The 17,977-nt window shown below is 73.8% G+C and carries 19 protein-coding genes; 10 read left to right on the top strand and 9 right to left on the bottom strand.

Annotated elements, in window-relative coordinates; all coding sequences use genetic code 11:
- Nucleotides 1–9 precede the first annotated feature (9 nt).
- On the bottom strand, nucleotides 10–801 hold the full coding sequence (locus tag CRP29_RS12500) for a crotonase/enoyl-CoA hydratase family protein (protein ID WP_097195345.1): 792 nt from the start codon (nucleotides 799–801) through the stop codon (nucleotides 10–12).
- A 61-nt stretch (nucleotides 802–862) separates the two neighbouring features.
- Between CRP29_RS12500 and CRP29_RS12495 the strand changes: the two genes are divergently transcribed.
- Nucleotides 863–1,282, top strand: a complete 420-nt coding sequence (locus CRP29_RS12495) for a DoxX family protein (protein ID WP_097195344.1) — start codon at nucleotides 863–865, stop codon at nucleotides 1,280–1,282.
- A 10-nt stretch (nucleotides 1,283–1,292) separates the two neighbouring features.
- Here CRP29_RS12495 and CRP29_RS12490 read toward each other — a convergent pair whose 3' ends face one another.
- The gene (locus CRP29_RS12490; protein WP_097195343.1) at nucleotides 1,293–2,618 is read right to left on the bottom strand and encodes a PP2C family protein-serine/threonine phosphatase; all 1,326 of its coding nucleotides are present in this window, start codon (nucleotides 2,616–2,618) and stop codon (nucleotides 1,293–1,295) included.
- Nucleotides 2,619–2,812: 194 nt separating this feature from the next.
- Here CRP29_RS12490 and fabG point away from each other — a divergent pair, with 194 nt between their 5' ends.
- The 3 genes from fabG to CRP29_RS12475 are packed head-to-tail and all read left to right on the top strand — an operon-like array spanning nucleotide 2,813 to nucleotide 5,484.
- Entirely contained in the window at nucleotides 2,813–3,517 is a 705-nt protein-coding gene (gene fabG / locus CRP29_RS12485; RefSeq protein ID WP_097195342.1) for a beta-ketoacyl-ACP reductase, read from the top strand.
- The gene (gene fabI / locus CRP29_RS12480) at nucleotides 3,517–4,293 is read left to right on the top strand and encodes an enoyl-ACP reductase FabI (protein ID WP_097195341.1); all 777 of its coding nucleotides are present in this window, start codon (nucleotides 3,517–3,519) and stop codon (nucleotides 4,291–4,293) included. Before fabG ends, fabI begins: the two co-directional genes overlap by 1 nt.
- A gap of 48 nt (nucleotides 4,294–4,341) precedes the next feature.
- Nucleotides 4,342–5,484 carry a ferrochelatase gene (locus CRP29_RS12475; RefSeq protein ID WP_097195340.1) on the top strand — a complete coding sequence of 381 codons (1,143 nt, stop codon included), beginning with the start codon at nucleotides 4,342–4,344 and terminating at the stop codon, nucleotides 5,482–5,484.
- Between the two features lie 22 nt (nucleotides 5,485–5,506).
- On the opposite strand, the gene CRP29_RS12470 is transcribed toward CRP29_RS12475, so the two are convergent.
- The 3 genes from CRP29_RS12470 to CRP29_RS12460 are packed head-to-tail and all read right to left on the bottom strand — an operon-like array spanning nucleotide 5,507 to nucleotide 8,425.
- Complete coding sequence (locus CRP29_RS12470; RefSeq protein WP_097195339.1) at nucleotides 5,507–6,139, bottom strand: hemerythrin domain-containing protein; 633 nt, start codon at nucleotides 6,137–6,139, stop codon at nucleotides 5,507–5,509.
- A 49-nt stretch (nucleotides 6,140–6,188) separates the two neighbouring features.
- Nucleotides 6,189–7,637 carry an argininosuccinate synthase gene (gene argG, locus CRP29_RS12465; RefSeq protein WP_097195562.1) on the bottom strand — a complete coding sequence of 483 codons (1,449 nt, stop codon included), beginning with the start codon at nucleotides 7,635–7,637 and terminating at the stop codon, nucleotides 6,189–6,191.
- A gap of 50 nt (nucleotides 7,638–7,687) precedes the next feature.
- Nucleotides 7,688–8,425 (bottom strand): hypothetical protein, encoded by a 738-nt coding sequence (locus CRP29_RS12460; protein WP_097195338.1) that lies wholly within the window; start codon nucleotides 8,423–8,425, stop codon nucleotides 7,688–7,690.
- A gap of 56 nt (nucleotides 8,426–8,481) precedes the next feature.
- Here CRP29_RS12460 and CRP29_RS12455 point away from each other — a divergent pair, with 56 nt between their 5' ends.
- Together CRP29_RS12455 and CRP29_RS12450 are read left to right on the top strand one after the other, a co-directional pair.
- Nucleotides 8,482–8,919 carry an NfeD family protein gene (locus CRP29_RS12455; protein ID WP_097195337.1) on the top strand — a complete coding sequence of 146 codons (438 nt, stop codon included), beginning with the start codon at nucleotides 8,482–8,484 and terminating at the stop codon, nucleotides 8,917–8,919.
- A gap of 78 nt (nucleotides 8,920–8,997) precedes the next feature.
- Nucleotides 8,998–10,167 carry an SPFH domain-containing protein gene (locus tag CRP29_RS12450; protein ID WP_097195336.1) on the top strand — a complete coding sequence of 390 codons (1,170 nt, stop codon included), beginning with the start codon at nucleotides 8,998–9,000 and terminating at the stop codon, nucleotides 10,165–10,167.
- 121 nt (nucleotides 10,168–10,288) lie between these two features.
- Here CRP29_RS12450 and CRP29_RS23030 read toward each other — a convergent pair whose 3' ends face one another.
- The gene (locus CRP29_RS23030) at nucleotides 10,289–11,272 is read right to left on the bottom strand and encodes an RNA polymerase sigma factor SigF (protein WP_245852760.1); all 984 of its coding nucleotides are present in this window, start codon (nucleotides 11,270–11,272) and stop codon (nucleotides 10,289–10,291) included.
- Entirely contained in the window at nucleotides 11,269–11,766 is a 498-nt protein-coding gene (locus CRP29_RS23025) for an ATP-binding protein (RefSeq protein WP_097195335.1), read from the bottom strand. The genes CRP29_RS23030 and CRP29_RS23025 overlap by 4 nt, the downstream gene beginning before the upstream one ends.
- 198 nt (nucleotides 11,767–11,964) lie before the next feature.
- Here CRP29_RS23025 and CRP29_RS12435 point away from each other — a divergent pair, with 198 nt between their 5' ends.
- Both CRP29_RS12435 and CRP29_RS12430 read left to right on the top strand, forming a co-directional pair.
- The gene (locus CRP29_RS12435) at nucleotides 11,965–13,809 is read left to right on the top strand and encodes a SpoIIE family protein phosphatase (protein WP_245852759.1); all 1,845 of its coding nucleotides are present in this window, start codon (nucleotides 11,965–11,967) and stop codon (nucleotides 13,807–13,809) included.
- Nucleotides 13,810–13,888: 79 nt separating this feature from the next.
- Complete coding sequence (locus CRP29_RS12430) at nucleotides 13,889–14,875, top strand: DNA topoisomerase IB (RefSeq protein WP_097195334.1); 987 nt, start codon at nucleotides 13,889–13,891, stop codon at nucleotides 14,873–14,875.
- A 73-nt stretch (nucleotides 14,876–14,948) separates the two neighbouring features.
- Here the strand turns inward: CRP29_RS12430 and CRP29_RS12425 are convergent, their stop codons facing one another.
- Nucleotides 14,949–15,347 carry an STAS domain-containing protein gene (locus CRP29_RS12425; protein ID WP_245852758.1) on the bottom strand — a complete coding sequence of 133 codons (399 nt, stop codon included), beginning with the start codon at nucleotides 15,345–15,347 and terminating at the stop codon, nucleotides 14,949–14,951.
- Between the two features lie 258 nt (nucleotides 15,348–15,605).
- A complete protein-coding gene (locus CRP29_RS12420; RefSeq protein WP_097195333.1) occupies nucleotides 15,606–16,037 on the bottom strand; it encodes a hypothetical protein in 432 nt (143 codons plus the stop codon).
- A 184-nt stretch (nucleotides 16,038–16,221) separates the two neighbouring features.
- On the opposite strand from CRP29_RS12420, the gene CRP29_RS12415 reads away from it, so the two are divergent.
- Together CRP29_RS12415 and ku are read left to right on the top strand one after the other, a co-directional pair.
- Entirely contained in the window at nucleotides 16,222–16,815 is a 594-nt protein-coding gene (locus CRP29_RS12415) for a DUF1360 domain-containing protein (protein ID WP_097195332.1), read from the top strand.
- 160 nt (nucleotides 16,816–16,975) lie between these two features.
- Complete coding sequence (gene ku, locus CRP29_RS12410) at nucleotides 16,976–17,977, top strand: non-homologous end joining protein Ku (RefSeq protein WP_097195331.1); 1,002 nt, start codon at nucleotides 16,976–16,978, stop codon at nucleotides 17,975–17,977.

Below are 17,977 nucleotides of genomic sequence, written 5' to 3'. Positions count from 1 at the left end.
CCGGTCCGCTCAGGCGGTGCCGAGCCGGGCGCGGACGACGGCGGCCTGCTCCGGGGAGCCGATCAGCTTCCCGATCTCGGCCTGCTCGGCGGCCAGCCCGTCGGCGAGCGACACCCGGCCGGCGAGGTCGACCAGCCGCTTGACCGCGCGGGTGGCGTTGCGGCTGTGCCCCGCGATCTCGGTGGCCAGCGCGAGCGCGGCGGCCAGCGGGTCGGCCTCCTCCCGGGTGGCCAGCCCGAGCCGGGCCGCCTCGGTGCCCGACACCCGGCGGCCGGTGAGCGCGAGCTCCTTGGCGACGTCGCGGCCGACGAGCTCGGGGAGGATCTGCGTGCCGCACATGTCGGGGCAGATGCCCCACTGGATCTCCATCAGGGACAGCTGCGCGTCCGGGGCGACGAGGCGGATGTCGGCGCCGAGCGCGATCTGCAGACCACCGCCGAAGGCGTAGCCGTGCACCGCGGCGATCACCGGAGCGGGCACCAGCGACCAGACGTGCACGGCCTGCTGGGCCAGCACGCCGGCGGCGCCCAGCGGTTCGCGGGGGACGACCTCGCGCGGCCCGCTGCGCTCGGCCATCGCGGCGAACGAGCTGAAGTCCAGGCCGGCGCAGAACGCGCGGCCCGCGCCGGTGAGCACCACCGCGCCGACGTCGTCGCGGTCCATCAGCTCCCGCCCGGTGGCGACGAGCGCCTCGAACATCGCCGGGTCCAGGGCGTTCATCTTCTCGGGCCGGTCCAGTCGCACGGTGGCGACGCCGTCGGCCACCTCGAGCGTCACGCGGTGCAGATCATCGTTCGCCATCCGCGCTGTCTACGGGCGGAACGGCCGGGCTGTCAACGACGGCCCTGCCTAGGGTGTCGCCATGAGCTCGCTGCCGCGCACCGCCGCTCGTCTGCTGCTCGGCGCCACCATGGTCGGCGCGGGCGTGCTGCACCTGACCACCCAGCGGCAGGAGTTCCGGGCCCAGGTGCCCGGCTGGTTCCCGGTCGACGAGGACCTGACGGTGCTGGGGTCCGGCGTCGCCGAGATCGCCCTGGGCGCGTCCTTCGCCCTGCTGCCGACGAGGAAGCGGTTCGTCGGCGGGCTGCTCGCGGCGTTCTTCGTGGTGATCTTCCCGGGCAACGTGGGCCAGTACCTCGAGGGCACCGACGCCTTCGGCCTGGACACCGACGGCAAGCGGCTGGGCCGGCTGTTCTTCCAGCCGGTCCTGGTGCTGTGGGCCCTGTTCGGCGGCGGCTGGACCCGCCGCGACCTGCGCCGCCTGCGTGACCGGCGCGGCTGACGCCGGACGCTCAGTCGGCGACGGTGCCCGCCGGGAGGGCACCGACCCGGCCGCGCGAGAGCTCGTCGTCCCGCGGCGGGCCCGACCACTCGACCATGAGCAGCGAGGCGTCGTCGGAGGTCCGCCCGCCCCGTCCCCGCAGCAGCGCGTGGGAGAGCAACCGGACGGTCTCGGCCACGGGCAGGGCGTGCACCGCGTTGTCCTCGATGAACTCCCGGAGCCGCTGCTCGCCGAACTGGACGCCGTCGGGCATCCGTTCCTCCACCACGCCGTCGGTGAAGAAGAAGACCCGGTCGTGCGGGCGCAACGTGGTCGAGTGGACGTACGCCTCGCCGTTCCCGAACCCGACCGGGCGGCTGACCCGCCCGGTCAGCTCCTCGACCACCCGGCCGCCCCGGATCAGCAGGCCCGGCGGGTGCCCGGCGTTGACCCAGGTCAGCTCGCCGGTCGTCGTCTCCAGCCGCCCGATCAGCGCGGTGGCGAACCGCCCGGGGTAGGAGTCGGCCATGACCGAGTCCATCTCGGCGTACATGTCGGTCAGGTCGCTGTCGTTGAGCCGGCCGTGGCGGTACGCCGCGATGAGCAGGGTCGCCATGGTGGCGGCCTCGACGCCGTGGCCCATGGCGTCGAACACGGCCAGGTGCAGGGTGTGCTCGTCCAGGGCGTAGTCGAAGCTGTCCCCACCCACGTCGTAGGCCGGCTCGAGGGCGCCGGCCAGGGCCAGGTCCGGCGTCGTCATGACCATGGGCGGCAGCATCTGCCACTGGAGGTGGGCGGACAGGGTCATGGGCGAGGCCATCCGCGTGCGCGCGAACGTGTCGGTGTAGCCGGACTTGGTCACCACGAGGTCGGCGGTCAGCCCGGCGATGCGCTGGGCCAGCCGGCGGTCGTTGTCGTCGACCGCGGGCAGGGTGAGCGCGAGGACGCCGACGCGGTCGGAGCCGTCGAGCATCGGCATGAACAACCGGACGGCGCCGTCGGGCTGCCCGACCTCGCACGGCCGGTCGGTGCGGAAGGCGGTGCCGGCGGCGCTGTCGTCGATCGGCTCGGCCACGCCGGTCAGGCCGGTGCCCTGCAGCGGCCGCAGGACCGAGTGCTCGAAGTCCTGCAGGTAGATGGCGACGTCGCGCCCGCCCATGGCCTCGATCTCCTGGGCCACCAGCTGGCCGACCAGGCGCGGCGGCATGAGGTGCGCCCGGTCGAGGAGCGATCCGAGCACCCGCTCGCCCAGGCTCTCGGTACGGGCCCGGCCGTCGGGGTCGGCGAACCCGACCCCGGTGAGCGCGCCCTGGGGCCGGCCCGGCGCGTACGTCGAGCGTGTGTCGTCCTGCGTCATCCCTCGCCCACCACGTGTGGTCGCGATGTCGCGACGCGCACGACTGTCCCTGCCGGGAGGCGACGTTGGCAAGAACTCGAGATGTCGGATGTCCCACGCACCGCGCCTCCTGCCGTACCGGCGGGTAGGCGGTGGCCCCCCGGACCAGGGGATAGGTTCGACGCAGGACATCGGCGTCGGCAGGGGAGCAACTCGTGGGCAGATCGGTGCTGGTGACCGGCGGCAACCGCGGCATCGGGCTGGCGATCGCCCGGTCCTTCGCAGAGCAGGGCGACTCCGTGGCGGTGACCCACCGCGGCAGCGGCGCACCCGACGGGCTGCTCGGCGTGCAGTGCGACGTCACCAGCAGCGACGACGTCGACCGGGCGTTCTCCGAGGTCGAGGAGCACCAGGGCCCGGTCGAGGTGCTGGTCAGCAACGCCGGGATCACCCGCGACGGCCTCCTCATGCGCATGAAGGAGGAGGACTTCGCCGACGTCCTCGACGCGAACCTGACCGCGGCGTACCGCGTCGCCAAGCGGGCCAGCGCGAAGATGGTCCGCGCCCGCTCCGGGCGGATGATCTTCGTGTCGTCCGTCGTCGGGCTGCTGGGCTCGGCCGGGCAGACCAACTACGCCGCGTCGAAGGCCGGCCTGGTCGGCCTGGCCCGGTCGATCGCCCGCGAGCTCGGCAGCCGCAGCATCACGGCCAACGTGGTGGCGCCCGGGTTCGTGACCACCGACATGACGGCGGCGCTGCCGGAGGCGCGGCAGAAGGAGATCCTGGGGCAGGTGCCGCTCGGGCGGTACGCCTCGGCCGAGGAGGTCGCGGGCGTGGTGCGCTTCCTGGCCTCCGACGCAGCGGGATACATCACCGGGGCGGTCGTCCCGGTCGACGGCGGACTGGGGATGGGGCACTGATGAGCGGCGGCATTCTCGAGGGCAAGAAGGTGCTGGTCACCGGCGTGCTGACCGAGGCGTCGATCGCCTTCGCGACGGCCCGCATCGCGCAGGAACAGGGCGCCACCGTCGTCCTGTCGAACTTCGGCCGGGCGCTGTCGCTGTGCCAGCGGATCGCCAAGCGGCTGCCGCAGGAGGCGCCGGTCGTCGAGCTCGACGTCACCGACACCGAGCACCTGGCCGCGCTGGCCGGCCGGCTCCGGGAGCAGGGCTTCGACTCCCTCGACGGGGTCGTCCACTCGATCGGCTTCGCGCCGCAGGAGGCGATGGGCGAGGGCTTCCCGGAGGTGGCGTGGGAGCACGCCGCCACCGCCTTCCAGGTGTCGGCCTGGTCCTACGCCTCGCTCACCCAGGCCTGCCGGCCGCTGCTGGCGAACCCGTCGTCCGTCGTCGGGCTGACCTTCGACGCCTCCGTCGCCTGGCCGGTGTACGGCTGGATGGGCGCGGCGAAGGCGGCGCTGGAGTCGACCAGCCGCTACGTCGCCCGCGAACTCGGCCCCGAGGGCGTGCGGTCCAACATCGTGGCCGCCGGTCCGCTGCGCAGCATGGCGATGAAGTCCATCCCGGGCAGCGCCCAGTTCGAGGAGGCCTGGGAGGGCCGGGCGCCGCTGGGCTGGTCGGTCACCGACACCGCCCCCGCGGGCAAGGCCGTCGTCGCCCTGCTCTCCGACTGGTTCCCCGCCACCACCGGTGAGATCGTCCACGTCGACGGCGGCTTCCACGCCGTCGGTGTGTGAGCCGGCACGGCTGCATCCAGAACCGCCCCGCAACCGGAAAGAACCCACGTGCCCCGCGCCATCGTAGACATCACCCCTGCCGGTCAGCGTCCCGACGAGGACCCGTCCCTGGCCGTCCGCAACAACGGCGGCGTCGCGCCGTCGTCCGCGCCCGCTCCGGCGGGCCGCCGCGAGGCGCTCCTGCTGCTCTCCTTCGGCGGCCCCGAGGGCCCCGACGACGTCATGCCGTTCCTGGGGAACGTCACGCGCGGCCGCGGGATCCCGCGCGAGCGGCTGGAGGAGGTCGCCGAGCACTACCACCACTTCGGCGGCGTCAGCCCGATCAACGACCAGAACAAGGCGCTGATCGGCGCGCTCCAGGGTGCGCTGCGCGCGGCCGGCATCGGCCTGCCCGTCTACTGGGGCAACCGCAACTGGGCGCCCTACGTCGAGGACGTCTGGCAGCAGATGGCCGACGACGGCATCCAGCACGCCTACGTCCTGGCGACGTCGGCCTACGCCTCGTTCTCCGGGTGCCGGCAGTACCACGAGGACATCGCCCGGGCGCGCGCCGCGATGACCGGCGACGCGAGCGCACCCAGCGGGCCGACGGCGGAGAAGCTGCCGCACTACTTCGACGCCGAGGGCTTCGTGCGGGCCAACGCCGACGCGCTGGCCGCCGCGCTCGCCGAGCTGCCCGAGGAGCTCCGCGACGGCGCCCGGCTGGTCGCCACCGCGCACAGCATCCCCGACTCGATGGCCGCCGTCGCCGGCCCCGCGGGGCACGCCTACGAGGCCGAGCTCGAGGCCGCGGCCCGGCAGGTCGTCGACCTGGTCGCCCCCGGCCGTCCGTTCGACCTCGTCTGGCAGAGCCGCAGCGGCCCGCCGTCGGTGCCCTGGCTCGAGCCCGACGTCAACGACCACCTGAAGGCGCTGGCTCAGGCGGGGGAGCAGGCCGTCGTCCTCTTCCCCGTCGGGTTCGTCAGCGACCACCTCGAGGTGATCTGGGACCTGGACAACGAGGCCAAGGAGACCGCCGAGGAGCTCGGGCTGGCCTTCGCCCGCGCCGCGACGGCGGGCACGCACCCGGCGTTCGTCAGTGCCCTGGCGGATCTCCTCGCCGAGCGTCGTGCCGGAGGCGAGCCGCGCCTCGGGACGAACTGTCCCGCGTCCTGCTGTTTCGTGCCGCCGAGGCCGCGCCCGACCGCGTGACGTCCGGGCGGGCCGCGGGCCCTCACCGCCAGGTCGGGGCGACGTCCTTGTAGTAGCGCCGTCCGAAGACCCGGGACATCACGGTCACCACCGGCGAGGGGACCGTGCGCTTCAGGAAGGCGCGGTTCTCCTCGGTCATGCCGTCGGTGAGCCAGGCGAAGAAGCGGCCGGCGACGGGGAGCGGCTGGCTGCGCAGCTTCTTCTCGACGGCGTGCCACTCCGGCGTCTCCGTGTGCGGGGCCAGCTGCGGCTCGAGCTCGGTCTCCTCGTGCCGGAGGTGCCGCTCGACGACGTCCCGGGTGCGCAGCAGGCTGTCCCGCGCCGCGGCGGCGTCCGTGCCGGCGCCGGTCGCGGCCACCGTCGACATGGCGGTCGCCGTCTCCGCCAGGGCCCCGGCCATGGCGGAGTGCTCGCTCTCCATGGCGTCGAGCAGCCCCCGGTCGACGCCCACGGAGGCGAGCATCGGCCAGATGTGGGTGTCCTCGCCCTCGTGGTGGTGGGTGAGCTCGGTCTGCAGGTTCCGGTAGGCCCGGTCGAGCGCCTGCGCGCGCGGCCGGTCGCCGTCCTGCATCCGGATCAGGGCGTCCGCCAGGCGATCCAGGTCGCGCCGTACCGCGGAATGGATGACCCGGTTCATCGTCATCTGCTCGGTCATGCCGGGTCACGGTAGGCCCGCCCGCCCGGCGGCAGGAGGGGTTCGCGCGTCAGTCGGTGCCGGACTCCATCGCCGCGCGGTCGAGCAGCTCGTCGTGGTCGGAGACCTGTCCCCGCGAGGCGATCGTCTCGGCGCCACCCTGGACCGAGGCGTCGATGAGGCCGGTGGACGCCGCCTGCGCGGCGCCGATCGCCGCCTGCACCGACCCGCCGACCATGCCGAGGCGGGCGTACTGCTCGAGCCGCGCCCGCGAGTCGGCGATGTCGAGGTTGCGCATCGTCAGCTGGCCGATGCGGTCCACCGGGCCGAACGCGGAGTCCGACGTCCGCTCCATCGACAGCTTGTCCGGGTGGTAGCTGAACGAGCCCCCGGTGGTGTCGAGGATCGAGTAGTCCTCACCGCGCCGCAGCCGGATGGTCACCTCGCCGGAGACGGCCATGCCGACCCAGCGCTGCAGCGACTCCCTGAGCATCAGCGCCTGGGGGTCCAGCCACCGGCCCTCGTACATGAGCCGGCCCAGCCGGCGGCCCTCGGAGTGGTAGGTGGCGAGGGTGTCCTCGTTGTGGATCGCGTTGACCAGTCGCTCGTAGGCGATGTGCAGCAGCGCCATGCCGGGGGCCTCGTAGATGCCGCGGCTCTTCGCCTCGATGATCCGGTTCTCGATCTGGTCGGACATGCCCAGGCCGTGCCGGCCGCCGATGGCGTTGGCCGCCATCACCAGGTCGACGGCGGAGCCGAACTCGCGCCCGTCGATCGTCACCGGCCGGCCCTGCTCGAAGCCGATCGTGACGGTCTCCGGCGCGATCTCGACCGACTCGTCCCAGAACCGGACACCCATGATCGGCTGGACGGTCTCGATGCCGGTGTCGAGGTGCTCGAGGGTCTTCGCCTCGTGGGTGGCGCCCCAGATGTTGGCGTCGGTGGAGTAAGCCTTCTCGGCGCTGTCGCGGTACGGCAGGCCGTGGGCGACCAGCCACTCCGACATCTCCTTGCGGCCGCCGAGCTCGGTGACGAAGTCGGCGTCCAGCCACGGCTTGTAGATCCGCAGCCCCGGGTTGGCGAGCAGGCCGTAGCGGTAGAACCGCTCGATGTCGTTGCCCTTGTAGGTGGAGCCGTCGCCCCAGATCTGGACGTCGTCCTCCAGCATCGCCCGGACGAGCAGCGTGCCGGTGACCGCCCGGCCCAGCGGCGTGGTGTTGAAGTAGTTGCGCCCGCCGGAGCGGATGTGGAAGGCGCCGCAGGTCAGCGCGGCCAGGCCCTCCTCGACCAGTGCGGCGCGGCAGTCGACCAGGCGGGCGATCTCGGCGCCGTACGCGGCCGCGCGGTCGGGCACGGAGGCGATGTCGGGCTCGTCGTACTGGCCGATGTCCGCGGTGTACGTGCACGGGACCGCGCCCTTGTCGCGCATCCACGCGACCGCCACCGACGTGTCGAGACCACCGGAGAACGCGATGCCGACGCGTTCGCCGACCGGGAGAGACGTGAGCACCTTGGACACGAGCACAAGTATTCACGACGATGCATGACCATGCAGCACCGGGTCCGCGGTCAGCGCGGGACCGCGTTGTACGCGGCGGTCACCGCCTCGCGCACGGCTCCGGAGAGCGGGCGGAGGACGGCGTCGCGGCGAGCGGCCTGGGCCTGGTTGACCGCTCCGCCCGGCGCGTCGGCCAGCGCCAGGTCCAGGACGGCGGCGACACGGAGCGCCCGGCCCAGGATCGCCAGGGCGAGCGGTTCGTGGTCGGGGGGCAGGCCCGGCGCCGGCAACGGCTGGGCCAGCCCGGCGAGCAGTTCGGGGACCTCGGGGTGCCAGCGGGCGAGGTCCAGCTCGCCGAGGGTGCGCGCGGACCGGGTGATCGCCAGGGCCAGCTGACCCGACGCGGACCGCAGCGTGCCCTCGGCCGGCGGAGGCGGAGGGGCGGCGCCGTCGAGCGGGAAGGCCGTCCACTCCAGCACCTCGGCGCCCAGCGGCTCGGGCACGAGCACGACCCGATCGCCGACGGCGGCCTGCCCGGCCTCCAGCGCGACCGGCGCGAGGCCCGGGATCGAGGGGAGCCCCCGGACGTCACCCGGCGCCGGGAGGACGAGGCGCAGCCGTCGCTCGCCCAGGCCCCGCAGGGCGCTGAGCGCCTCGCCCAGGGGGACGGCGCCGGACGTGCCGGGCAGCCCGCTCACGCGGTGGGCGTGCTCGCCGGTGACGGCGTCGAGCGTCTCGTCGTAGGAGGTGCGTCCGGTGAGCCAGGCGGTGGCCCACGCCGCGACGCGGCCCGCGGGGAAGTCGTGCACCGGCCGAGGCTACGTCGACGTCGGCCATCGGCGCCCGGCTCTGCCAGACTCGCGGTATGGCTGCCTGGCTGCTCTGGCTCATCGCCTCCGGCCTGTTCGTCGGTGGCGAGCTGCTCACCCTCGACCTGGTGCTGCTGATGTTCGCCGGCGGCGCGCTCGGCGGCCTGGCGGTCGCGGTCTCCGGCGGCGCGGTCGCGCTCCAGCTGGTCGCCTTCATCGCCGTGTCGGTGGCGCTGCTCGCCGTCGTCCGGCCGATCGCCAAGCGGCACCTCGTCGAGCGCACCCCCCTGCAGCTGGACGGCGTCGAGGGCCTCGTCGGCCGCACCGCCGTCGTCAGCCGGGCGGTGGACGTCGCCGGTGGCCGCATCCGGCTGGGCGCCGACGAGTGGTCGGCCCGCAGCCAGTACGACGGCGAGGTCTTCGCGATCGGGACGACGGTCCGCATCCTGCAGATCGACGGGGCCACCGCCGTGGTGGGCGACGCCCTGGAGTGAACGGTCGGCCGGGCGCGTGACCGGCGGGACCCGACGTGAAAGGGTCGGATTCGACCGTCCCCGACGAAGGAGCCCCGTGTGGAGCCCGCCCTGATCGCCCTGATCGTCGTCGCGCTGCTCTTGATCTTCGTGCTCGCCAAGAGCGTCACCATCGTCCCGCAGGCCCAGGCCAAGGTGATCGAGCGGCTGGGCCGCTACAGCCGCACGCTGAGCCCCGGCCTGTCGATCCTGGTGCCGTTCGTCGACCGCGTGCGCGCGACGATCGACCTGCGCGAGCAGGTGATCTCGTTCCCGCCCCAGCCGGTCATCACCGCCGACAACCTGCAGGTCGGCATCGACACCGTCGTCTACTTCCAGGTGACCGACCCCAAGCTGGCCGTCTACGGGATCGCGAACTACATCACCGGCATGGAGCAGCTGACCACGACGACGCTGCGCAACGTCGTCGGTGGGCTCAACCTCGAGGGCGCGCTGACCGGTCGCGACGGCATCAACAGCCAGCTGCGCGAGGTGCTCGACGGGACCACGGGCCCGTGGGGCCTGCGGGTGGCCCGGGTGGAGATCAAGGCGATCGACCCGCCGCACTCCATCCAGGACTCCATGGAGAAGCAGATGCGCGCCGACCGCGACAAGCGCGCGGTCATCCTCACCGCCGAGGGGCACCGCCAGGCGGCGATCACCTCGGCCGAGGGCGACAAGGCCTCGGCGATCCTCTCCGCGGAGGGCCGCAAGCAGGCCGCGATCCTCGAGGCGGAGGCGGAGCGGCAGAGCCGCATCCTGCGCGCCGAGGGTGAGCGGGCCGCGCTGTTCCTGCAGGCGCAGGGTCAGGCGAAGTCGATCGAGACGGTCTTCCAGGCCATCCACGACGGCAAGCCCGACCAGGGGCTGCTGGCCTACCAGTACCTGCAGACGCTCCCGCAGATCGCGAAGGGCGACGCCAACAAGATGTGGATCGTCCCCAGCGAGTTCAGCAAGGCGCTCGAGGGGTTGGCCGGTCTGGGCGGCGCCGAGAAGGGCACCTCGTGGATGGACGTCGGCCCCTCGGTCGAGGGCCGCAGCGCTCCTGCCGACGGCGGCATCGACACCAGCAGCTGGTTCGAGTCGCAGCTGCCCAAGGCGGCCGACCAGCCCGAGGCGAAGATCGAGCTGACCAGCATCACCGACTCGACCCCGGTGATCCCCACCCCGCCGCCGCTGTCGGAGGTCACCCCGGACCTGCCGGGCGACGACGCGCCCCGCCCCCAGTGACGTAGGCAGAGGTACCTCTGCCGGGCCGCGCGGGGGCGAGTGCGACGAAGTGGTGGCGATCAGCAGTCGATGGCCACCACTTCGTCGCACTCGCCGTAGCGGTCCGGAGGACCGCACGGGATCAATCCTTGAGCAGGCCTTCGCGCAGCTTGGCCAGCGTCTGGGACAGCAGCCGCGAGACGTGCATCTGCGAGATGCCGATGTCCGCGGCGATCTGCGACTGGGTCATGTTCCCGAAGAACCGCAGGATGAGGATCCGGCGCTCGCGGGCCGGGATGGTGGCCAGCAGCGGCTGCAGCGACTCCCGGTACTCCACGCCCTCGAGCGCGGCGTCCTCCTCGCCCAGCGTCGCGGCGAGGGTGGGGGAGTCGTCGTCCCCGGAGAGCCGCTCGTCGAGCGAGCTGCTGCGGTAGGCGTTCGCGACGGCGAGGCCCTCGAGGACCTCCTCGCGCGGGATGCCCAGGTGCTGGGCCAGCTCGCTCGGCGTGGGTGCGCGGCCGTTCTTCTGGGCCAGCTCGCCCACCGCGGCGTTGAGCGACAGGTGCAGCTCCTGCAGCCGGCGCGGAACCCGCACCGACCAGCCCTGGTCGCGGAAGTGCCGCTTGATCTCACCGGTGATCGTCGGCACCGCGAAGGAGAGGAACTCCACGCCGCGGCTCGGGTCGAACCGGTCGATCGCTGCGATCAGCCCGAGGGTGCCGACCTGGAGGAGGTCGTCGAAGGGCTCGCCGCGGTTGCTGAACCGGCGGGCGAAGTGCCGCACCAGCGGAAGGTGCTCCTCGACGAGGATCTCGCGCAGCCGCTCGCGACGCGGGTCACCCTTCTCCAGGGTCGCCAGTTCGGTGAAGAGCGGGGCGGTGCGCTGGGCGCGGCGCCGGTTGTCCGACAGCGGGGGAGCGTCCTCCACGGGGGCAGCCTCGGCGGCGGGGGCAGCCTCGGCGGCGGAGGCCGCCTCGGCCGACGGCTCCTCGGCGACGAGCGGCTCCGGGGCAGGCGCTTCGGTGGCCGTCGCGGTCTGATCCGGCGCCTCCCGCGGCTCCGGCGGGACGCCGTCCCGTGGGTCCACCCTGATCCCGGTCGGATCGGTGGCGGGCGACCGGGTCACCGGGCCACCGAGAGGTTCTGCCCTGCGCCACCCGCCAGCTCGGCGGGGCGCTGACCCGGCAGGTACTTGTCCATGGCGATCACGGCGACCGGGGAGTCGGAGCCGTCGCCACCGGGCACCCGGTCCTGCGTGGCCGGCCGGCCCTCGACCGCGTCCACCAGCGTCGCGAGCACGGCCCAGCCGAACCCGTCGCGCGGGACGTCGACGCCCTCGGCGGTCGGCACCCAGGCCTCGATGTGCAGGCCCGTGCGGGTGGTCTCGAAGACGACGGTCAGCGGCGCGTCGCCCAGGCCGACGCTGGCGAGCGTCGCGCAGGCCTCGTCCACCGCGAGGCGGAGATCCTCGACGCTGTCCAGGTCGTAGTCCATCCGGATGGCCAGGTCACCGGCCATCGCACGGACCGCCGGGAGCTGCATCGGGGTGATCGGCACCCGGAGCTCCAGCCGTTCCGCGCGCCGTCCGTCCTGCGCGAGGGCGCCCCTCGAGTCGACCATCCGTGTGCAGCTCCTTCGTCCCGGCGCACTCGGTTGTCGAGGCGCGGCATCCATTCTGCTCATCCGGCCGCGGCAGGCGCCGAGCCGACGGCGTCTACTACCCCCGAGGCGGAGAACCGCAAACGTGCGCTGTCGCACGTCCGGCGCGTGCCCGGGCGAGGTTGCCGAGGTCGGAGGCCTGTTGTTCCCTGGCCTGGGATGAGCACCAGCCAGGGCAGTCTGCCACCCCTTCCGCACACCTCCGGGGCGGAGGGAGGCGACGTCCTGCTCGCGGCGCTGGAGGACGCGCCCACGCCGATCTACTGCCTGGCGGCCGGTGGCCGGACCGTGTGGGCCAACGCCGGCGCCCGTCGCCTGGGCGCCGGACGCGGGAACCTGCCGCACGTGGCCGGCCGCCCGCTGGCCGACGTGGTGGACGCCGTCATCGGCACCGGCCGGGCCGAGACGGTGAGCGGCTCGCTGGGCGCCGGCGGCCCGGCGGTCATCGTGGTGCTCCGTCCGATGCGGGTGGCCGGGGAGCCGGGCGCGGTGGTGGTCATCGAGCACGACCCGGACACCGCCCTCCTGCCCGGCGCGGACGCCGACGCGGTGGCGGCGGCCCAGTCCTCGCTCCTTCCGCCGTTCCTGCCGATGCTGCCCGACCTGGCGCTGGCCGGCAGCTACCACCGCGCGACGTCGGTCCGCGCCGCGGGTGGGGACTGGTACGACGCGGTGCCGCTGGGCGACGGCCGGGTGGCTCTCGTGGTCGGCGACGCGGTGGGGCACGGGGTCGCCGCGGCCGGGGCGATGAGCCGGCTGCGCGGGGCGATGCGGTCCACGGCCCTGCGCGATCCCGACCCGGCGGCCGTGCTGGCCGGGCTGGACTCCTTCGCCGCGCTGATGGACGACGTCGAAGGGGCCTCGGTCTTCTACGGCGTGCTGGACTCGGGTACGGGCGAGCTGGCCTTCACCACGGCGGGGCACCCGGCGCCACTGGTCGTGGGCGATGACGGCACCGCCTCGTTCCTCGCCGTCACGCCGCGTCCGCCCCTGGGCAGCATGCCGGGGGCCGGGACGCCGGTGCACCGCTTCGTCCTCGGGCACGGGGCCACGCTCGTGCTGTTCTCCAACGGCGCGCTCGCGGGGAGCAGCAGCGACTACGCCGTCGCCCTCGAGCGGCTGGTGTCGGCCTCGCGGGAGGTGCTGGGCAGGCCGGGCGCCGGGGACCCGGCCACGGCCTCGGGGCTCGCCGTCGAGATCGCGGAGCTCGTCCGCCCGCCGCAGGACTGGCCCGACGACGTCGCCGTCCTCGTGGCGCACCGCCGCGCCACGACCCAGGGGCCGCTCCGGCTGGACCTGCCCGCCGTCCCGGCCTCGTTGCCGGGCATCCGCCGGCGGCTCACCGCCTGGCTGACCGAGCTCGGGATGGGCGAGAACGACCGGGTGGGCGTGATGGCCGCGGTCGGCGAGGCCTGCGCCAATGCCGCCGAGCACGCCTACCGGGGGCGGGAGCCCGGACCCATGTCGGTGCGCGCGGCGGTGGACCCGGACGGGGTGCTCACCGTCACGGTCCACGACGACGGCACCTGGCGCGCTCCCGACCACGATCCGGGCGACCGCGGCCGCGGGCTGCTGATCATGCGCCAGCTCGTCGACGGTGTGTCGCTGGACGACCGGGCGGGCACCACGGTGACCCTGACGGTGCGGCTGCGGCGCAGCCCCGACGCGCCGTCCGCCCCGGGGAGCGGGGCCGACGGGCCGGTGCTCGTCGTCGATCGCGACGGCCCCCGGCCGGTCGTGCGCGTCAGCGGAGCCGTCGACGAAGCCGGTGCGGACTCGTTGCGGATCCGGCTGCTGGAAGCCAGCCACGGCGGCACCGCCCGGGTCGAGCTGGATCTCCGGGACGTCGCGCTGTTCAGCAGCGCCGCCGTGCGCGTGGTGCTGGCGGTGGCGCGGATCGCCCGTGACGAGGGCTGGCGCCTCGTGGTGCATGCGGTCGACGGCGGCGTGACCCGGCAGGTGCTGGAGGTCAGCGGCCTCGGCGGCCTGGTGGACCTCCGCTGACGGGTGACGGCGCGAGCTCCGGCGTTTGCGGAGCGTCGTGCGTGCCCATCCTCCGGCGGTGAGACTGCGGCGGAGTGACGTGAACGGGCCCGGCTACCGGCGGCGCCGGGCAGGCCGGGGCTTCGCCTACTACGACCTCGACGGCGCGCTGATCCGGGACGACCGGCTCGACCGCATCCGCGGTCTCGCCATCCCGCCGGCCTGGAAGGACGTCTGGATCTGCCCGTGGCCGAACGGTCACATCCAGGCCACCGGGGTGGACGCGGCTGGGCGCCGGCAGTACCGGTACCACGACCAGTGGCGGGCCCGGAGGGACGCCGAGAAGCACGAACGGGTGCTGGAGATCGCCCACCAGCTGCCCGACGTGCGGGACGAGGTGGTCGCCGCCCTGCGCACCCGCGGGCTCAACCGGGAGCGCGTGCTGGCCACGGCCATCCGGCTGCTCGACCTGGCCGCCTTCCGCATCGGCAGCGAGCAGTACGCCGAGGAGAACGGCACCTACGGCCTGGCCACCCTGCGCCGGGACCACGTCCGCGTGCGGGGCGAGCGGACCTTCTTCTCCTACACCGCCAAGGGCGGCATCGAGCGCGAGGTGGAGCTCACCGACCGGCCCACGGCCACCGTCGTCCGGCAGCTGCTGGATCGGCCCGAGGGCACGGGGGAGGAGCTGCTGGCCTACCAGGTCGAGGACGGCTCCTGGCGGGACGTGACCAGCGCCGAGATCAACGCCTACCTCAAGGAGATCAGCGGCGCGGAGATCACGGCCAAGGACTTCCGTACCTGGAACGCCACGGTGCTCATGGCGGCGACGCTGGCGGAGGCGCCCGCACCGACGTCGCGCACGGCCCGGAAGCGCATCGTCAGCGCCGCGTACCGGCAGGTCAGCGAGCAGCTGGGCAACACCCCCGCGGTGTGCAGGGCCAGCTACGTGGACCCGCGGGTGGTCGACCGGTACGAGCACGGGGAGACCGTCGCGGACGCCCTGCGGCCCGCCGAGAAGGCCGACGCAGACCGCGACGTGCAGCGGGTGCTGGAACAGGCGGTCTGCCGGCTGCTGTCGGCCTGAACGACGAAGGCCCTCCCGGTTCTCCCGGGAGGGCCTTCGTCGACGCCCCCCGTGCGGGGGCTCGGGGTCAGCGTCAGCGTGCGGTGCTGTCCGCGATCGTGAAGAGGTCGATCAGACCGGTCACCTCGAGCGGCCGCGTGACGGCGCGGGTCGTGGCGATCAGGCGGAGGGCGACCTCCCGGCTGCGGGCGGACTTCTGCGTCTCGACCAGCACGGCCAGGCCGGCCGAGCCCAGGAACTGGACGCCGGAGAGGTCGATGACGAGTTCGCGTGGGGACTGCTCGAGCTGGCCGTCCAGCGTCGAACGCAGCACCGGAGCGGTGAAGGTGTCCACCTCGCCGACGACCTTCACCGTCACCACGCCGTCCTCGTCGGTGGAGGTGGAGAGCGTGATCACGTCGTCGAAGGGTGCCTCGGTGCCCTCGGTCGACATCTCGGGCTGTCCCTCGGCGGGCAGGTCAGAAGTGGTCACGGATCGTGCTCCTCTCGGCGGCGGCGCGCTGGCACACCGCCCGGTCAATCTACCGCTGCGCGATCCGAGGTACGGATCCCCCCGGTCCAGCGCGTGGTCGACGCGGCCGGAGCCGGTCCTCGTGGGACCTGCCCCGGTGCGGCACCCTGCTGAACCGCGGACCCAAGGTAGACAACCGAGCGGGGACGCGCCAACCCACCCCGGGGGCGCGAGTCGTGCCGCGCGCTCCCCGGGGAGGTCGCGAGGGAGTGCCGGCGGTCAGCCGTCGGTCAGGTGGACGGCGGACTCCTCGGGGCCCTCGCCGCCGATGGCGGCGTCGCCCGTGGCCGCCATGTCGTCGGCGGTCCGGTCGGTCCCCGAATCGCTGGTGTCCAGGTCCTGCTCCAGCTGGACGTCCGCACGCTGCGGGTCCTCGGCCGGGCGGACGCCCGCGGCGTCGTCGGGCAGCTCCCGGTCCAGCCGGCCGGACAGGGACTCGCCCTCGGCCTGCTCGGAGGCGGTGGTGCCGAAGTCGGTCGTCGCGGTCGGGTGCTCCCCGGGCAGCGCCTCGAACTGCGGATCCTCGGCGCGCTGCATCGTGGGCGAGTCGTCCTGCGCGGTCTCGGGGATGCCGTCGTCCTCGGGGAAGATGTCCCGGGCCGTCTGGCCCTCGGCCTGCGTCGTGCCGTCGGTGGTTCCGGGGTCGGTCATGCGTCTCCTGTCGTCGGGCGGGCGCACCCGCGCTCGTCGTCCCCTGCGGGACGGGCAGCCGGTCGCTGGCGACCGGCGTCGTCGTGCGGCCCTACCCGTGACCTCCGTCGCCATGCCTCGTGTGCGCTGCCGCACGGCCGGCGAGCCGGAGGTTCACCCGCCCGACGGCGGGTAGCGCGGGGCCATGGCGATCGCAGACGAGGTCCAGCGGATCGGTGCCCCGGTCCGCCGGTGGGCCCGGACCCAGAAGCACGAGTACACCGACGGCGAGCCCCGGCCGCTCGGCGCGGACCTGGGCGCCATGGGGGTCTACGTGGGTCTGGTGTCCGCCGCGGCCGCGGCCGTGCGGGCCTCCGGCCGGGAGCTGCCGGAGCGGATCCCGCCCGGTGACGTCGCGCTGCTGACCGTGGCGACCTTCCGGCTGGCCCGGCGGATCGCCAAGGACCCGGTGACCGCCCCGCTGCGGGCGCCGTTCGTCCGCTTCGAGGGCCCCTCCGGTCACGCGGAGGTCGCCGAGGAGGTCCGCGAGCACGGCGGCGTCAAGCACGCCGTCGGAGAGCTGCTCACCTGCCCGTTCTGCCTGGCCCAGTGGGTGGGCACCGGGTTCGTGTTCGGGTACGTCAGCGCGCCCCGGGCCACCCGCCTGGCCGCGCTGACCATGACCATGATCGCCGGCTCGGACGTCCTCCAGTTCGCCTACGACGCCATCCAGAACGGCCTGTTCACCGGCGCGGTCGGGACCGACGAGCCCGACGGCGTGGACGACGCCGCGCGCTGATCCCCCCGCCGGGCGTGCCCGGCGTGTCGGGCGTGTCCTCCGACCGGGGGAGGCGGGGTGTCCGTCGACCTGCCGTGGGTGGGTCTGCGCACCTATCGTGTGATCTTGACCCGGTTCGGGTCGGTCCGGGCCCACTGCGGGCCACTCGGGAAGGGGCGGCATGCGATCCATCTGGCGCGGGGCCGTGTCCTTCGGGCTCGTCAGCATCGGCGTGAAGCTGTATTCGGCCACCGAGGACAAGGACATCCGGTTCCACCAGGTGCACGCCGCGGACGGCGGCCGGGTGAAGTACAAGCGGGTCTGCTCGATCGACGGCGAGGAGGTCGAGTACAGCGACATCGCCAAGGGCTACGAGCTGCCCGACGGCCAGGTCGTCGTCCTCACCGACGACGACTTCGACGAGCTGCCGCTGAGCACCCGGCGCGAGATCGAGGTGCTGCAGTTCGTCGACCAGGCCGAGATCGATCCGATCCAGTTCGAGAAGACCTATTACCTGGAGCCCGACGGTCCCGCGACGCGGCCCTACGTGCTGCTGCGCGACGCCCTCGAGAACGCCGGCCAGGTGGCGATCACCAAGATCGCGATCCGGCAGCGGGAGTCGCTGGCGGCGATGCGCGTCCGCGACGGGGTCCTCGTGCTGCACACGATGCGCTGGCCCGACGAGATCCGCCGTCCCGACTTCGCCTTCCTCGACGAGGAGGTCTCCGTCCGGCCGCAGGAGCTGTCGATGGCCGAGGCGCTCATCTCGTCGATGTCGGGCGCGTTCGACCCCACCGAGTTCACCGACGACTACCGCGAGGCGATGACCGCGCTCCTCGAGGCCAAGCAGAGCGGCGGCGAGGTGCAGCAGCCGCCGGAGGTCCCCGACGACGACGGCGCCGCGGTGGTCGACCTGATGAGCGCCCTGCGCCGCAGCGTCGAGCGGGCCAAGGGCGGCTCCGCCGCGAAGGACGACGCCGCCAAGGACGAGACGGCGGAGGACGACGAGAGCCCGGCGAAGAAGGCCCCCGCCAAGCGCGCGCCCGCGAAGAAGGCGGTCGCCGCGAAGGCGCCCGCGAAGAAGGCAGCCGCTGCGAAGAAGACGGCCACGAAGACGACGACGGCGAAGAAGACCGCGAGCGCCGACAAGCCCCCGGCCAAGCGCGCCCGTCGCAGCGCCTGA

Source organism: Blastococcus aggregatus, assembly GCF_900221005.1.
GTDB classification, from domain to species: Bacteria; Actinomycetota; Actinomycetes; order Mycobacteriales; family Geodermatophilaceae; genus Blastococcus; species Blastococcus aggregatus.
This window is presented reverse-complemented; position numbering and strand designations above follow the sequence as displayed.

Excerpts from the sequence above, each read along its gene's own strand:
- CRP29_RS12415 (WP_097195332.1), top strand. The coding sequence starts at position 16,222 with ATGGCGATCGCAGACGAGGTCCAGCGGATCGGTGCCCCGGTCCGCCGG.
- CRP29_RS12435 (WP_245852759.1), top strand. The coding sequence starts at position 11,965 with ATGAGCACCAGCCAGGGCAGTCTGCCACCCCTTCCGCACACCTCCGGG.
- CRP29_RS23025 (WP_097195335.1), bottom strand. The coding sequence starts at position 11,766 with ATGGTCGACTCGAGGGGCGCCCTCGCGCAGGACGGACGGCGCGCGGAA.
- CRP29_RS12420 (WP_097195333.1), bottom strand. The coding sequence starts at position 16,037 with ATGACCGACCCCGGAACCACCGACGGCACGACGCAGGCCGAGGGCCAG.
- CRP29_RS12490 (WP_097195343.1), bottom strand. The coding sequence starts at position 2,618 with ATGACGCAGGACGACACACGCTCGACGTACGCGCCGGGCCGGCCCCAG.
- CRP29_RS12455 (WP_097195337.1), top strand. The coding sequence starts at position 8,482 with ATGGCTGCCTGGCTGCTCTGGCTCATCGCCTCCGGCCTGTTCGTCGGT.
- ku (WP_097195331.1), top strand. The coding sequence starts at position 16,976 with ATGCGATCCATCTGGCGCGGGGCCGTGTCCTTCGGGCTCGTCAGCATC.
- CRP29_RS12495 (WP_097195344.1), top strand. The coding sequence starts at position 863 with ATGAGCTCGCTGCCGCGCACCGCCGCTCGTCTGCTGCTCGGCGCCACC.
- CRP29_RS12470 (WP_097195339.1), bottom strand. The coding sequence starts at position 6,139 with ATGACCGAGCAGATGACGATGAACCGGGTCATCCATTCCGCGGTACGG.
- fabI (WP_097195341.1), top strand. The coding sequence starts at position 3,517 with ATGAGCGGCGGCATTCTCGAGGGCAAGAAGGTGCTGGTCACCGGCGTG.
- CRP29_RS12500 (WP_097195345.1), bottom strand. The coding sequence starts at position 801 with ATGGCGAACGATGATCTGCACCGCGTGACGCTCGAGGTGGCCGACGGC.